The 15164-nt window shown below is 67.1% G+C and carries 17 protein-coding genes; 6 read left to right on the top strand and 11 right to left on the bottom strand.

Annotated elements, in window-relative coordinates; translation table 11 throughout:
• The first annotated feature begins 48 nt into the window (after positions 1-48).
• Genes J0J10_RS18625 through lspA form a run of 3 tightly spaced genes read left to right on the top strand, consistent with a single transcriptional unit; the run spans position 49 to position 3549 of the window.
• Complete coding sequence (locus tag J0J10_RS18625; protein WP_291648125.1) at positions 49-2394, top strand: heavy metal translocating P-type ATPase; 2346 nt, start codon at positions 49-51, stop codon at positions 2392-2394.
• Positions 2395-2404: 10 nt separating this feature from the next.
• Positions 2405-3025 (top strand): methyltransferase family protein, encoded by a 621-nt coding sequence (locus J0J10_RS18630; RefSeq protein WP_291648127.1) that lies wholly within the window; start codon positions 2405-2407, stop codon positions 3023-3025.
• Positions 3022-3549 (top strand): signal peptidase II, encoded by a 528-nt coding sequence (gene lspA, locus J0J10_RS18635; protein WP_291648129.1) that lies wholly within the window; start codon positions 3022-3024, stop codon positions 3547-3549. Before J0J10_RS18630 ends, lspA begins: the two co-directional genes overlap by 4 nt.
• A 1-nt stretch (position 3550) precedes the next feature.
• On the opposite strand, the gene J0J10_RS18640 is transcribed toward lspA, so the two are convergent.
• On the bottom strand, positions 3551-4180 hold the full coding sequence (locus J0J10_RS18640; RefSeq protein WP_291648131.1) for a DsbA family protein: 630 nt from the start codon (positions 4178-4180) through the stop codon (positions 3551-3553).
• A 186-nt stretch (positions 4181-4366) separates the two neighbouring features.
• Here J0J10_RS18640 and J0J10_RS18645 point away from each other — a divergent pair, with 186 nt between their 5' ends.
• From J0J10_RS18645 to J0J10_RS18655, 3 genes are all read left to right on the top strand, one after another.
• Entirely contained in the window at positions 4367-5422 is a 1056-nt protein-coding gene (locus J0J10_RS18645) for a L,D-transpeptidase family protein (RefSeq protein ID WP_291648133.1), read from the top strand.
• 128 nt (positions 5423-5550) lie between these two features.
• Complete coding sequence (locus J0J10_RS18650) at positions 5551-6171, top strand: SCO family protein (RefSeq protein WP_291648134.1); 621 nt, start codon at positions 5551-5553, stop codon at positions 6169-6171.
• Between the two features lie 50 nt (positions 6172-6221).
• A complete protein-coding gene (locus J0J10_RS18655; RefSeq protein ID WP_291648136.1) occupies positions 6222-6614 on the top strand; it encodes a winged helix-turn-helix domain-containing protein in 393 nt (130 codons plus the stop codon).
• A 109-nt stretch (positions 6615-6723) separates the two neighbouring features.
• On the opposite strand, the gene J0J10_RS18660 is transcribed toward J0J10_RS18655, so the two are convergent.
• From J0J10_RS18660 to J0J10_RS18705, 10 genes are all read right to left on the bottom strand, one after another.
• A complete protein-coding gene (locus tag J0J10_RS18660; RefSeq protein WP_291648138.1) occupies positions 6724-7518 on the bottom strand; it encodes an HpcH/HpaI aldolase family protein in 795 nt (264 codons plus the stop codon).
• 26 nt (positions 7519-7544) lie between these two features.
• Positions 7545-8834, bottom strand: a complete 1290-nt coding sequence (locus tag J0J10_RS18665; RefSeq protein ID WP_291648139.1) for a TRAP transporter large permease — start codon at positions 8832-8834, stop codon at positions 7545-7547.
• Positions 8831-9334, bottom strand: coding sequence for a TRAP transporter small permease (locus J0J10_RS18670; RefSeq protein WP_291638660.1), 504 nt, complete (start codon positions 9332-9334; stop codon positions 8831-8833). Before J0J10_RS18670 ends, J0J10_RS18665 begins: the two co-directional genes overlap by 4 nt.
• A 69-nt stretch (positions 9335-9403) precedes the next feature.
• Complete coding sequence (locus J0J10_RS18675) at positions 9404-10381, bottom strand: TRAP transporter substrate-binding protein (protein WP_291638661.1); 978 nt, start codon at positions 10379-10381, stop codon at positions 9404-9406.
• A 92-nt stretch (positions 10382-10473) separates the two neighbouring features.
• Complete coding sequence (locus J0J10_RS18680) at positions 10474-10869, bottom strand: hypothetical protein (RefSeq protein WP_291648140.1); 396 nt, start codon at positions 10867-10869, stop codon at positions 10474-10476.
• A complete protein-coding gene (locus J0J10_RS18685; protein ID WP_291648141.1) occupies positions 10866-11294 on the bottom strand; it encodes a hypothetical protein in 429 nt (142 codons plus the stop codon). Before J0J10_RS18685 ends, J0J10_RS18680 begins: the two co-directional genes overlap by 4 nt.
• Entirely contained in the window at positions 11291-12199 is a 909-nt protein-coding gene (locus J0J10_RS18690) for an NAD(P)-dependent oxidoreductase (protein WP_291648142.1), read from the bottom strand. The genes J0J10_RS18685 and J0J10_RS18690 overlap by 4 nt, the downstream gene beginning before the upstream one ends.
• A 10-nt stretch (positions 12200-12209) precedes the next feature.
• Positions 12210-13004, bottom strand: coding sequence for an SDR family NAD(P)-dependent oxidoreductase (locus J0J10_RS18695; protein WP_291638665.1), 795 nt, complete (start codon positions 13002-13004; stop codon positions 12210-12212).
• A 36-nt stretch (positions 13005-13040) separates the two neighbouring features.
• Positions 13041-14297, bottom strand: coding sequence for a ribulose-bisphosphate carboxylase large subunit family protein (locus J0J10_RS18700; protein WP_291648143.1), 1257 nt, complete (start codon positions 14295-14297; stop codon positions 13041-13043).
• A gap of 41 nt (positions 14298-14338) precedes the next feature.
• Positions 14339-15100, bottom strand: a complete 762-nt coding sequence (locus tag J0J10_RS18705; protein WP_291648145.1) for an SDR family NAD(P)-dependent oxidoreductase — start codon at positions 15098-15100, stop codon at positions 14339-14341.
• Between the last annotated feature and the right edge of the window lie 64 nt (positions 15101-15164).

Below are 15164 nucleotides of genomic sequence, written 5' to 3' on the forward strand. Positions count from 1 at the left end.
TCAGCTTGTATCTAGGGTGTCTCTGGACGCCGTCAAGCGGAGACAAACATGCGCGAATCTGATTCCGACCCCGCAAACCCGCTGTCCTGGCAGGTCACGGGCATGGATTGCGCGAGCTGCGCCGCCAAGATCCGCAGTGCCGTCGAGCGCCTGCCTGGTGTCAGCGATGTCCGCCTCTCGGTGATGTCGGAGACGTTGTCCCTCTCGCTCGCCGCAGGGGGAACGACGGCGGCGGAGGTCGAGCGCCGCGTCGCCGGCCTCGGCTATGCCCTGGCGCCGGCCAAGCCCGCGGCCGCTGCGCCCATGCCGGAATCGCCTTCCTGTGGCTGCGGTCATGATCATGATCACGGCCACGAGGCCGGCCACCGGCATGCCTCGCAGGATGGTCACGGCCACGCTCATGATCACTCTCGTGAAGGCCACGGCCAGGCGCATTCGCATGGCGGCACGGGCAAGAAGGCCGATGCAAAGGCCGATGCCGGGCACGGTCTGCCCGGCCATGTCCATGAGACGACGCCCGAAGGTATGAGCTGGTACCAGACCGGCAAGGGCCGGCTGGTGCTGCTCACCGGCGCGCTGCTCGCCGGCGCCTGGCTGGCGAGCCTCGCCTGGCCCGCTGGTTCCTATTGGCTCTTCGTCGCCGCCTGTCTGATCGGCGTCGTGCCGGTGGCGCGGCGCGCCTTCGCTGCTGCTGCGGCCGGCGTGCCCTTCACCATCGAGATGCTGATGACCATCGCCGCCGCCGGCGCGCTCGTCATCGGCGCGGCCGAGGAGGCGGCGCTCGTCGTCTTCCTGTTCGCGGTCGGCGAGGTGCTGGAGGGCGTCGCCGCCGACCGGGCGCGCGCCTCGATCCGGGCGCTCGGCGATCTCGTGCCCAAGACCGCGCTGGTCGAGGAGGACGGTGCGACGCGGCAGGTCGACGCGGCCGCGCTGGCGATCGGCCAGATCGTGCTGATCCGCCCGGGCGACCGGGTACCGGCCGATGGCGAGATCGTCTCCGGCATTTCCGGCATCGACGAGAGCCCGGTGACCGGCGAATCGGTGCCGAAGACCAAGGGCGTCGGCGATCCCGTCTTCGCCGGCTCGGTCAACCGCGAGGCGGCCTTGCGCGCCCGCGTCACCAGGGCGGCGCAGGACAACACCATCGCTCGCATCATCCGCCTGGTCGAGGAGGCGCAGGAGGCCCGTGCCCCGACCGAGCGCTTCATCGACCGGTTCTCGCGCGTCTACATGCCGGCGATCGTGGCGCTCGCCGTCGCCGTCGCGTTGGTGCCGCCGCTGTTCTTCGGTGGCGAATGGTCGGTCTGGATCTATCGCGCGCTGGCGCTGCTGCTGATCGGCTGTCCTTGCGCCCTCGTCATCTCGGTGCCCGCCGCTATCGCCGCCTCGCTCTCCGCCGGTGCCCGGCAGGGCCTGCTGTTGAAGGGTGGCGTCGTCATCGAAGCCGCCGCCAAGACCGGTACAGTCGCCTTCGACAAGACGGGGACGCTGACCGAGGGCACGCCGCGGGTCACCGAGGTGGTGGCGCTTGGCCGGAGCGAGCGCGAGGTCGTGGAGCTCGCCGCCGCGGTCGAGACCGGCTCGAGCCATCCGCTGGCCGAGGCGATCCTCGCCCGGGCCGAGACGGACAGCATCCCGATGCGCCCGGCTTCGGAAGCTGCCGCCATCGCTGGCCAGGGTGTCACCGGCAAGCTCGACGGCGTCGCGATCTTCGTCGGTGCGCCGCGCCATGCCATGAGCCGCGCCGCCTTCGACGCCACGGCCAAGGCAGCGGTCGAGCGGCTGGAAACCGACGGCAAGACGGTTGCCGCCGTCATCGCCGACGGCGTCCTCGTCGGGTTGATCGCGCTGCGCGACGAGCCGCGTGCCGATGCGGCCGCCGCGGTCGCCGAGCTCAAGGCGCTGGGCGTGCGCTCGGTGATGCTGACCGGAGACAATGCCCGCACCGGTGCGGCGATCGCCGGCTCGCTCGGCATGGACCACAAGGCCGAGCTGATGCCGGACGACAAGGTCGCGGCGATCCGCGAGCTCTCGGCGCAGGCGCCGGTGATGATGGTCGGCGACGGCATCAACGATGCGCCGGCGCTGGCCGCGGCCGGGATCGGCGTCGCCATGGGCTCGGGCACCGATGTCGCGCTCGAGACGGCCGACGGCGCCGTGCTGAAGAGCCGCGTCCGCGACATCGCGGCGATGATCCGGCTGGCGCGCGCCACCATGGCGAATATCCGCGTCAACATCGCGCTCGCGCTCGGGCTGAAGGCGGTCTTCCTGGTGACAAGCGTGCTCGGTTACACCGGGCTCTGGGTCGCGATCATGGCCGATACCGGCGCGACCGTGCTGGTCACCGCGAATGCGCTGCGGCTGCTGCGCTTCGACGCCGGCAAGACGAGCTGAGGGGGCTGCGATGAGCGGCATGGAGATCGCCAGCTATCTGATGGTCGTGGTCTATGTGATCAGCTTCCTCGCCATGAGCGCCATCCTGGCGAAGGAAGCCGGCCGCCCGGTCTGGCTGTTCGGCAAGGGTGGCGAGAAGCAGGCCCTGCCGGCGCTTCTGTTCAAGCTCGCCTTTGCCGGGGCGGTGATCTGGCCGCTGCTGCTCGCCGCCTTCGGCAACCCGGTCGCGGATGACCCGCTGCACGCCGCGCTGGACGGGCCCTGGTACGATGTGCTCGGCCATCTCCTCGTCGTCCTCGGCGCCTGCGTCGCGCTTTTGTCGCAGCGCTATATGGGCACGTCCTGGCGCATTGGCGCGGCCGAGGGCGAGCAGGGCGCGATCGTCGACAGCGGCCCCTTCGCGATCTCGCGCAATCCGGTGTTCGTCGGCCAAGCAGTCCTCTTCATCGGCCTGTTCATCGTGCTGCCGAGCCTGATCCAGGCCGGCCTGACCTTCGCGCTTCTGGTCGCGATCCGCCTGCAGGTCGCGATCGAGGAGCGCGTGCTCGCCGCCTCGCTCGGCCAGCCCTATCTCGCCTATCGCGCCCGCGTCCGGCGCTGGCTCGGCGTCATCAGGCAGCTCCCGGCATGACGATCGCCAGGAACGTCGCCGGCGTCCTCGTCGTGAGCGCGTTTGCCGCCGGCCTCGATCAGGCCAGCAAATGGCTGATGCTGGCCGTCGTCCTGGACCCTCCCCGGGTGATCGAGCTCGCGCCCTTCCTGAATCTCCGACTCGGCTTCAACACCGGTATCAGCTTCGGCCTGTTCCGCGACACGCTGGAGCGCTGGCCCGAAGCGCTGGGGCTGTTCAAGTTCCTGGTCGGCCTCGGCCTCATCATCTGGGCGGCGCTGTCGCGGCATCGTCTCGAGCGCATCGGTCTTGCCCTGATCGCCGGTGGCGCCTTCGGCAATGCGATCGATCGCTGGCGCCAGGGTGCGGTCACCGATTTCATCGACCTGCATTGGGGCGGCTGGCATTGGCCGACCTTCAACGGCGCCGATATCGCGATCACGCTCGGCGTCGTGCTGATGCTGCTCGCCAGCCTGCCGCTCGCCGAGCGTTTCGCCGGCCCCGGAGCCGGCGCGCGAAGGATCGGGCCGGGGACGCCGCGGTGACCTATTTTCCGGCCTTGGCCAGGAGCGGCGCCAGGATCGCGTCGAACTGCGCGAGCGTCAGCGCCCCGGCATGCTTCTCGCCATCGACGAAGAAGGTCGGCGTCGAGTCGACGCCAAAGCTCTTGCCGCGCTCGGAAACCTGCCGGATGCCCAGGTAGAGGTCCTCGCGCTTCAGGCAGGCCTCGACGCCGTCCTTGCCCATGCCGGCCTGGCGCATCGCCTGGGTCAGCCCGTCCAGCGGCTTGTCGGAATGGGCCCAGCCTTCCTGCGTCCGGTAGAACATGTCGACCACCGCATACCATTTCTCCTCGCCGGCGCAGCGCGCGAGCATGAAGCCGGCCATGGCGAGCGGATCGAGCGGGAATTCGCGGATGATGAAGCGTACCTTGCCGGTGTCGACATATTTTGCCTTGAGGTCCGGCCAGGTCCTGGTGTGGAAGTTCATGCAGTGATGGCAGGTGAGCGAGGCGTATTCGATCACCGTCACCGGCGCATCGGCCGCTCCGAAGCTCTTCTCGGGCAGCGGGCCGGCTTCGAGCAGGCCGGAAGGGCCTTGTGCGAAGGCTGTCGCTGATAGCGAGCCGGCAAGGCCGAGGGCGATGGTCTGGACGATGAGACGGCGGTCGAGCATGGCGTGTTTCCCCTTCAACCCCGGGCTTGTGCAACCTCAAGCGACCTCAGGTTCAAGGGGGCAGACGCATGGCGCCGCCTGCTATTCTTCACGAAACTGTCAAGTCCGACCTCGATCGGCATGAGCCTGCGTGGTTACCGGCGCCCCGTTCACCAGCCGTTAGCGATACGCTCCGACAATCCCGCAATGTCCATCCGCTCCCTCGCCCGCAATCTCCGCCGCCATGCGCTGCTTCTCGCCGGAGCCGTGCTTCTGTCCTCCTGCGTGGCGATGGAGGGCGATGACCGCCATCTGCAGCCGCTTCCGGTTGCGCTGGTCTCGCAGATGTCGGCCAAGGGCATGTCTCCCGGCGATCCGATCCTGGTCCGCATCTTCAAGAAGGAGAGCGAGCTGGAGGTCTGGAAGCGCGACCGCTCGGGCCGCTATGCGCTGCTGAAGACCTATCCGATGTGCCGCTGGTCGGGCCAGCTCGGCCCGAAGAAGCGCGAGGGCGACCGGCAGGCGCCGGAAGGGTTCTATACGGTCACGGCCGAGCTGATGAACCCGAAGTCGCAGTTCTATCTGTCGTTCAATCTCGGCTATCCGAATGCGCTGGAGCAGGCGCAGGGCTTCACCGGCTCGGCGCTGATGGTCCATGGCGCCTGCACCTCGGCCGGCTGCTATGCGATGACCGACGAGGGCGTTACCGAGATCTACGGCCTCGCCCGCGAGGCCTTCGTCGGCGGCCAGCGCAGCTTCCAGGTCCAGGCCCTGCCCTTCCGCATGACGCCGGAGAACATGGCGGCGCATCGCAACAATCCGAACATCGTCTTCTGGCGCAATCTCAAGGAAGGCTACGATCACTTCGAGGCGACCCGCCGCCCGCCCCGCCTCGCCTATTGCGAGCGCCGCTACGTCTTCGATCCGGCCGAGGGCGCCGGTCCCTTCGTGCCGGGCGCGGCCTGCCCAATCTACGAGGTCGAGCAGGACAGCCGCGATCTCGTCGCCCAGAAGCGTGCCCGCGACGAGGAACGCACCGCCGGGCTGGTCGCCTCCGGCACGCCGGCGCTGAGCTACGCGCTACGCGATGGCGGCATGCATGAGAGTTTCCGCAGCCTGCTCAGGAAGATGGGGCCTGAGCGGATGCAGACCATGGTCGCCGGCAAGGTCGCGATCAGCAATCCCGACGCCGCTCTCGCCGACCCCTTCGTCGCCGATCCCGGCGACCGCGCCCAGTTCACCGGTTCATTGCCAGCCCAGTAAGGGCACGCTTCGATCCCGTTCGCGGAGTGGCGATTGCGCCGGGTGCGACGCTAGGCCGGTTTGATTCCGTCCCGGCTTTTGCCGAGAAGCGGCGGCGCGCCCGAGCGCCTCAGTTTCAGGATAGTCCGATGCCGCTCCTCCGCTGGATACGCTACACCGCCTGGACGGTGCTGGCCGTGCTCGCCTTCGTCGTCGCGGCGATCCTGCTCGGCTGGTGGCAGGTCGACGGGCCGGGCGCGCCCGCGCGAACGGTTCAGACGGCCGCGGCGCCGATCGATGTCGGCGGCCCGTTCAGCCTGATCGATCATACCGGACGCAGGGTCACCGAGGCGGAGTTCCGTGGCCGGCCGATGCTGGTCTTCTTCGGCTTCACCCATTGCCCCGAGGTCTGTCCGACGACCCTGCTGGACATCACCGAGCAGCTCAAGGCGCTCGGTCCCGAAGCCGAGCGGCTGCAGGTACTCTTCATCACCGTCGATCCCGAGCGTGATACGCCGGCGCAGCTCGCGCTCTACCTGCAGTCCTTCGATCCGCGCATTGTCGGCCTCTCCGGCACGCCCCTGGAGGTCGAGTCGGTGGTAAAGGCCTACAAGGCCTATGCGAAGAAGATCCCGACCGAGGGCGGCTACACCATGGACCATACCGCTTCGGTCTATGTGATGGATGCCGAAGGCCGCTACCGCACCCTGATCGATTATCACGAGGACAGGCAGGCGGCGCTGGCCAAGATCAGGCTGGTGCTGAAATAGCGGCGTCGCCGGCTTTGTGCGCCCGCTTCTGACGGAGTAGACTTGCCGGCATGCCTTCGCTCAGCCTGCGCATCGATCTCGATCGCGAAACCCGCATCGGTCCCGGTAAGATCGAACTGCTCGAAACCATCGCGGCTTGCGGTTCGATCTCGGCCGCGGGGCGCGAAATGGGCATGTCCTATCGTCGCGCCTGGGATCTCGTCGAGGCGCTCAACCGGGTCTTCGGCAAGCCGGTCGTCGTGCGCCAGGTCGGCGGCAAGAGCGGCGGTGGAGCCCATCTCACCGCGCTCGGCCTGGCACTGGTCGCGCATTATCGCGCCATCGAGCAGGCGGCCTCGGCCGCGGCGCAGCCCCATCTCGCCGCGATTCAGGCGGAGCTCGACCGATCGGGCGCGGACGAGCCGGACAACGCAACGGCAGGGGTGACGACCTCCGGCCCCTGAAGCAGGGCTGGCTGGAGGTTTTGGCGCCGGCCAGCGCATGAACGCCAGCGCTTCACCGGACGGTTTCCTGACCGCCGCCGGGCAGCCGCGCCGGATGGTCCCCGACGGATCAGTAGCCGGCGCTCTTGCCCGGCGCCGCGCGGAAGGGCTCGATCGCGGCCCGCAATTGCCGGATCATCAAGCCGACATCCGAGCCCAGCCCGATCATGCCGAACCCCTGTTCTCGGCGCCTGGCGATGTCGTCGGCGCTCGTGCCGATGACGCCGGAGGCGATGCCGCGCGCGGCCGCCAGCTGCTGCATGCGCAGGATGTCCTCGGCGATGCCCGGTCCTTCCCAGACGGCGAGATGGCCGAAGCTCTGCGACAGATCGGAAGGCCCGAAGAAGATCGCCTCCAGCCCCGGGACTGCGAGGATATCGGCGATGTTGCTGGAGGCGTCTGCGGTCTCGATGACCGGGATCACCATTGTCTCCTCGTTCGACGCTGCGACATAGCTCTCCATCGCCATGCCCCAGCGCAGCGCCCGCTCATGGCCGAGCCCGCGCTTGCCGGAGGGGGGATAGCGGGCATGGACGAACGCTTCGGCGAGTTCATCGGCCGTGCGGATCAGCGGCAGCAAGACGCCATGGGCGCCGAGATCGAGCGCGCGCTTGATCGTGTCGACCGAGGCCGTTGGCACGCGCACGATCATGGCGAGATCGCTGCCTTTCGCGGCGCGGAGATGATCGACCACGTCGCGATAGCCGAGGCTGCCATGCTCCATGTCGACGCAGACCCAGTCGAGGCCGAGCTCGGCGGCGACCTCGGTGACGGTCGCGCTTTCGAGCGTGGCCCAGAGCCCGATCGTCGATCCGCCGGATTTCAGCTTCCGGCGCAGCGGATTCGAGAAAGACTGTGACGGCATGGTGGCCTCCGACGGTCCGGCTCTGCCTAATTCAGCAGGAGCCGCGGCAGGATCAGGGATATTTCCGGGAAGTAGGTGATCAGCAGCAAGGCGACCACCAGCGGCACATAATACGGTGCGACCGCCACCAGTGCCTTGTTGATCGGCACGTCCGCGACCTTCGCGACGGCGAAGAGCACCATGCCGACCGGAGGGGTCAGCAACCCGATCATCAGGTTCAGCACCATCATGATGCCGAAATGCACGGGATCGACGCCGACCGCGACCGCCAGGGGCAGCAGCATCGGCGTGAAGATGGTGATCGCGGCATTGGTCTCCATGAACAGGCCGATCACCAGGAGGAAGATGTTGATCGCCAGCAGCAGCGTGACCGGAGAGAGATCGAGCCCGCCGACGAGCGCGACCAGTTGCTGCGGGATCTGGGTGAAGACCAGCAGCCAGCCATAGAGCGCGGCGGCCGCGAGGATCATCATGATGACGGCCGTCTCGCGCATGGTCTCGCGCAGAACCTGGAACAATTGCGCCAGGGTGATCTCGCGATAGACCAGCATGGCGATGACGATCGCGTAGACGGCCGCGATGGCAGCGGCCTCTGTCGGGGTGAAGACGCCGCTCATCATGCCGCCGATGATGATGGCGGGCGTGAACAGCGGCGGGAGCGCCCTGAAGAAGCTGCGGACCAGCGCCGCGAAGCCAAGCCATTTCTGCGTCGGCAGCTGGCGGCGATGCGCCTGCCACCAGACCAGCATCATCAGCAGGACGCCCATCAGCAGGCCGGGCAGGATACCGGCGATCAGCAGCGCGGTCGCCGAGACATTGGCGACGACGGCATAGATGATCAGCGGGATGCTGGGCGGAATGATCGGGCCGATCGTCGCCGAGGCCGCCGTGACGCCGACCGAGAAATCGTCGGGGTAGCCGGCCTGCCGCATCGCCCGGATCTCGACCTGGCCGACGCCGACCGCGTCAGCGACCGCCGAGCCGGACATGCCGGAAAAGATGATCGAGGCGGCGATGTTGACCTGGCCGAGGCCGCCGCGCATGTGGCCGGCGATGCGATCGGCGAACTCGTAGATGCGGTCGGTGATGCCGCCGGTATTCATGATCTTGCCGGCCAGGATGAAGAACGGGATCGCCAGCAGTGGGAAGCTGTTGACGCCATAGACCATGCGCTGGGCCAGGATGGTGTAGGGGATGCCGTTGATGCCGCGCTCCACGAGCGTGACGATCAGCGAGGACAGGCCGAGCGCGAAGGCTGCGGGAATGCCGATGACGAAGAGAGCGAGCAGGCCGCCGATGAAAAGCGCCAGGATCATGATGTGGTTCCTTTGGCGCGGCCGGCCATGTGCATCGCCCGCTCGAACATGTCGAGCAGCAGCAGGAAGGTCATGACGAGCATCGAAATGCCGACGGCTGCGTAGATGTAGCCCGTGCGAAACCAGTCCATGGTCGCCGTGTAGGTCTCCCAGGTCGCATTGGTCAGCAGCCAGCAGCCATAGGCGACCGAGAGCAGGAACCAGGAGATCAGAAGATCGACGAGCATGGCCACGGCATCGGCCGAGCGTCCGGAGACATAGCCGTCGATGATGTCGACCCGGATATGCTCGCGATTCATCAGGATGACGACGCCGCCGAAATAGGTGGTGAGCACGCAGGTGAGGCGTGCCAGCTCCTCCGTCCATTGCAGTGGCGCATTCAGGACATAGCGGAAGAAGACCTGCAGTACCGAAGACGTGATCATGATCAGGAATGCAGAAATCGCGAGTGTTTCAAAGACGAGATAGATCGTCCTTCGGATACCTTTTTCCGGGGCCATCACATTCTCCAGGCTGCCTCAGATTCCGGGCCGCGACGAGAAGCAAGCGCCCCTCGCCGCGACGCGCGCTCATTTCAGGTATTTGGAGACGGCCTGGACGACGCTCGGTGCCCAGTTCTTCGAGAGTTCATCGATGGCGGGGCGAGCCTTGGCGATGAAGGGCGCGCGGTCGACCTTGATCGCGGTCATCTTGTTCTTCTCCACTAGCGCGTTGCAGACGCCGTCGATCTGCTGCTTGGTGATCTCGTCGCCATATTTGGCGGCATCGACGGCCGAGCTGACGACGGCCTCGCGCAGTGCCGGGCTCAGGCTGTCGAGAAAGCGCGAGCTGATCGTCCAGTGCCAGACGGCCGGGACATGCGCCGTATAGATCAGGTGCGATTGGACCTCGTAGAGCTTGGCCTGGTTGATGTTGAAGCAGGGATTTTCCTGCGCCTCGATCACGCCCATCTGCAGGCCGCTGAATACTTCCGGCCAGGCGACGGGCGTCGGCCGGGCGCCGAGCTCGGACCAGACCCGGACCCAGGAGGGAATTTCCGGCACGCGCAGCTTCAGGCCCTTCAGGTCGTCGGGCGTCTTGATCGGCTTCTTGGCGGACAGGTGGCGGTCGCCGCGGCGGAAGAAGGCCACGAGGTCGAGCTTGGCCTTGTCCTTGATGAGCTTCTTGCCTTCGGCACCGGCCGAACTCGCCCAGAACTCGAAGATCTCTTCCGGTCCGGGGAACACGAAGGGCACGACGGTCGCGGCATAGGGCGGGGCGACGACATTCGGCAGCGTATCGCCGAACAGTGTCATCTGGACTTCGTTCACCGTCAGCTGTTCGAGATTGTCGCGCTCGCCGCCGAGCACGGCCGAATGGAAGATCTTGACGTTGATCTCGCCCTTGCTGCGCTCCTTGACCAGTTCGACGAACTTGTCGACCGCCTGGAACTCGGGTCCCGGCGGCGAGGTGTGCATGGCGAAGCTGAGATCGAGGGCCTTTGCCGCCGGGGCGGCAAGCAGCATTCCGAGCACCAGGACAGATGCCGTCAGCTTGTTCTTGAGCATTGGTAGTCCTCCCTGTGTTGATTTTTCCTGCCTGTTTCGGCTTTTGCTCGCGTTTTCTTGTTTTTATCGGCCACGACGCTGCGATGGCCGGGTCATGTGCTGCCGGCGACCTCCGCGGCTTCCTTGACGCTCTGGCCGACCGCGAGGCCCTTCTGCCGCGCGGTATTGCTGACGGCGCTGAGCACGCCGCTCAGCCAGGCATCCTGCGCGTCCCCGATCCGGGCCGTGTCATGCGAGGTGGTGGCGCAAGCGATGCCCTTGGCGTCGAGCATTGCGAGCGCGGCACGTCCGGCGCCGGCCTTGCCTCCGCCGGCGTCGCTGAAGACGACCAGATGCGGCGGATGCAGCGCCGCGAAGGCACCCGAGATCAGCCCGCCATGCGAACCGCAAATGATGATCGCCCCCTTGTCCTGCGGTGCGATCAGCGAGATCGAATCCATCAGCACGACGCGATGGCCGGCGATATCGGCGACGGTCTCGTTCCTCATGGCCGGCCTCCGAAGATGCGGCGCACGGCCTGGCCGACCGGCTCGCCGAGTGCGAACCCGGCCTTTTCCGCCAAGGGATTGAGGGCTGACACCAGGCCCGATTGCCAGGTCTCGAGCGCGTTGCCGATCAGCGCGCTGTCGTGCGAGACGGTGCCGGCGATGATGCCGCGCGCCTCGAGATAGGGCAGCGAGGCGATGCCGGCATTCTCCTTGCCGATGCCGGCATCGTTGAAGAACACGGCGGCGATCGGTACTTTGCCGGCATATTCGCCGGAGCTGATGCCGCCATGCGAGCCGGTCATCACCACCTGGCCGGCGTCCTCGGGCTTGAGATGCGCGATCGTATCGACGGCGACGACGCGGCGGCTGCCGACCGTCGCGACGATCTCGCGCAGCATGACGAAATCGGGCTGTGCGGCGCTCATGACCCGTACTCCCCGCCAAGGCCCGACATTTCCTGCATCAGGAGGGCGAGCGCGGAATTGTCGAGATCGGCGCGGCCGGTATTCGAAAGCACGCCGTAGAGCTGCTGGATCAGCGCCGTAGCCGGCAGGGCGGTGCCGGTCGCACTGCCGTTCTCCAGTGCCAGCTTCAGGTCCTTGCGCTGGAGCGTGACGCGAAAGCCGGCGGCGAAATTGCCGTCGAGCACGCGCTGACCGTGTAGGTCGAGCGCCTTGCTCTGGGCGAAGCCGCCGAGCAGCGCCGAGCGGATCTTGCCCGGGTCGACGCCGTTCTTGCGCGCCAGCGTCATCGCCTCGGCGACCGCCTGAATGTTGATGGCGACCGCGACCTGGTTGCAGACCTTGCAGACCTGGCCGGCACCGGGCCCGCCGATATGGCTGATGGTCTTGCCCATCGCCTCCAGGACCTTGCGGCAGCGTTCGAGTACCGCGGCGTCGCCGCCGATCATGATCGACAGCGTCGCGTTCTCGGCGCCCTGATAGCCGCCGCTGACCGGGGCATCGAGCATGGCGACACCCTTCGCCGCCAGCGTCTCGGCCATGGCCCGGGTTGCCATTGGCGAGATCGAGCTCATATCGATCAGCACGCTGCCCGGCCGCATGGCAGAGGCGAGCCCGCCCTCGCCAAGCACGACGGCTTCGACATCCGGCGTGTCGGGCAACATGGTGATGACGATGTCGGCAGCGCCGGCCGCCGCGGTGGAGCCGGCATCGCTCGCGCCTGCCGCGACCAGTTCGGCCACGGCGGCGCGGTCGAAGTCGTGCACGGCGAGGGGAAAGCCGGCCTTGCGTAGATTGAGCGCCATGCGGCGCCCCATGACGCCGAGGCCGATGAAGCCGATCTTCTGCGCTTGGGAGCTGGTCGTCACGGCCCGCCCCTCAATGGGTCTTGCAGTGCAGGCCGCCATCGACGCAAAGGTCGATGCCGGTGATGTATTTGGATTCGTCCGAGGCCAGGAAGAGCGCGGCGTAGGCGATGTCCCAGCCCTCGCCCATGCGCTTCATCGGCGTCACCTCGGCACGCTTGCGCTGCATCTCCGTGAAGTCGGTGTAATGCGCCTTCATCGCCTCGTAGATGTGCGGCGTGTCCATCAGACCGGGCAGCACGGTATTCGCCCGGATGCCCTTCTCGGCATATTGCATCGCAATCGCCCGGGTGAAGTGATTCACCGCCGCCTTCGAAGCGTAATACGAAATATAGTTGAAGTGCATCCAGCGGATCGAGGCCAATGACGATATGTTGACGATCGAACCGGAGCCCTGCGCTTCCATGATCGGCAGGACGCATTTGCAGGTGAAGAACATGCTCTTCAGGTTCACGTCCATGACGCGATCCCATTGTTCTTCCGTCATATCGACCGGGCCGCCTTCGATATTCATGCCGACATTGTTGTGCAGCACATCGATGCGGCCCCAGGTCGACTTCACGGTGTCGACGACTTCGCGCACGCGATCGAGATTGACGACATCGGCCTGGAGCGCCAGCGCGGTGCCGCCCTCGCTCTCGATGATCTCCTTGGTGCGCTCGGCGGCGGCGAGATTGAGGTCGACGCAGGCGACCTTGGCGCCTTCGCGGGCGTAGAGCACGGCAGAGGCCTTGCCGTTGCCCCAGCCCTCGCCCACCGAGCCTGCGCCGAATACGAGCGCGATCTTGTTCTCCAGGCGCCTAGACATCTGCTTTTCGTCTCCGATGAGTTCCAGAACCAGCGGTCATTTGGCGTGCCGCTCGAAGGTCTCGACCGCGCGTTTCAGCGCGGGCATCTCCTTGGCGGCCGTCGCGAGCGGAATGCCGGCGCGTGCCGCTTCCCAGGCGGCGCGCAGCGCACGGGTGCCGGCGGCGATGCCGTCGGGATGGCCGACGATGCCGCCGCCGCAGGCGTAGATCAGGTCGGTGGTGCGCAGCGCGGCGTAGGTGTCGTGGACCTGGAGCACGGTCTGCGCGCTCGACAGCACCGGCATGATGCGCGGATCGGCTTCGTTCAGCGGCGTCAGGCAGGCGCGGGCCGAGGCCAGAACCGATTCGTCGCTCTCGGCGAACTTGTTGCGCAGGCCGTTGACATGGATGTGGTCGACGCCGGCGAGACGGTGGATGAGCTGGTAGACGCGATAGTCGAAGCCGAGCATCGGCGCGCGCGAGAACAATGCCCAGCCATTGCGATGGCCATGGATGAAGAGCGGGAACTCGCGGCGCAGCGCCAGCACGGCCGGCGTTCCGACCCAGTTGAGGCTGAGCATGGCGCAGTCGCCGCCGGCCTTCAGGATCGCCTCGGCACCGCGGCGCATCTGGTCAAGGTCGCCGGTGATGTTGAAGGCGAACATGATGCGCTTGCCGGTGCGGTCGGCATGGCGCTCGATTGCGCCCATCACTGCCGCGATGCGCTGCTCCAGCGGGGCGAAGAGCGGGTTCGCGCTGAGTTCGTCATCCTTGATGAAGTCGATGCCGCCCTCGGCGAACTCCGCGACGACCTGAGCTGTGTCCTCCGGCAGCAGGCCGATGCTCGGCTTGACGATGGTGCCGATGGCTGGAAGCCCGTCGAGGCGCAGGCGTTCGTGCGTGCCGGCGATGCCGAAGCGCGGGCCGGGAAAGGCGTGGACGAAATCGTCGGGCAGCTCCAGATCGAGGAGGCGGATGCCGGAGAGCTCGCTCAACTCGCCGAGATTGCCGCAGATCGTCGCCATCAGGGTCTGCAGATCCGGCCCGACATTGGCATAGGGCCAGGCGATCTCGACGCGCGCCTGCGTGTAGCGCGCCCGGCCGGAGGCCCGCGCGCCCGGCAGGCTCGGTACGGGGACCTCGGCCAGGCGTTCGATCCTTGCGACGCGGGCGCCGGCCCGCGCCGTCACCGCATCGGTCTCGGAGGCGAGCTTCATGAAGGTGCCGGTCGATTGCTCGCTGGCGATGGCGGCGGCCGTCTGCTCGACGGGCAGCGGCGTCTCGATCAGGTAATGGGCGCGAATCTCGGTCATGATATTGATATGAGGTATGATGTCTCTGGTGCGATGAAGGCTCACGGTTCCATGACGTCGCCGCCGCTCACCACCAGCGTGTGGCCGGTGATGAAGGCGGCGCGCTCGGAGAGCAGGAAGGCGACGCTCTCGGCGATCTCGGCCGGCTGGCCGAAGCGTCCCAGCGGCATCGCCGCGAGCCGCGTCGGCAGCAGGGTCTGGTCGAGGCGACCGAGCATGTCGGTGTCGGTGAGCCCTGGCGCGACGGCGTTCACCCGCACATGCGGCGCCAGCGCCTCGGCGAAGCAGCGCATCATCGCGACGACCCCGGCCTTGGCGGCGGAATAGTCGATCTGGCGCGAGCGCGGTCGCAGTGCCGCGATCGAGCTCAGGCAGACAATGCTGCCGAAGCCCTGCGCCAGCATCTGGTCCTTGACCTGCTGGATGGCGATGAAGACCCCGTCGAGATTGACGCGAACCGTTTCGCGGAACTGGTCGAGCGTCAGTTCGGAGTGGTGGCGCGGGCCGGTGGTGCCGGCATTGGCGACGAGATAGGAGATCGGCCCCAGCCGTTCATTTGCGGCGTTCACGGCTGCGGCAAAGGCGGCCTCGTCGCCGACATCGGCCTGGAACAGCTCGCAGATGCCGCCCGCCGCCTCCACCATCGCTTTGGTCTCGGCTGCGGCCGCATGATTGGCGGCGTAGTTGAGCGCGATCTTCGCGCCACCCGCTGCGAGCCGCAGGCAGCAGGCACGGCCGATGCCTCGCGCTCCACCGGTGACCAAGGCAAGCCGACCGGCAAATTCCGGCGCGATCTCCGTCATTGCGTCTCCAACCCTGTCCGCTTGCCGCTCATTGACGGCTCGTCTTTTCGTTAAAGGTATGATG

Source organism: Allobosea sp. (assembly GCF_017308075.1).
Lineage (GTDB): Bacteria > Pseudomonadota > Alphaproteobacteria > Rhizobiales > Beijerinckiaceae > Allobosea.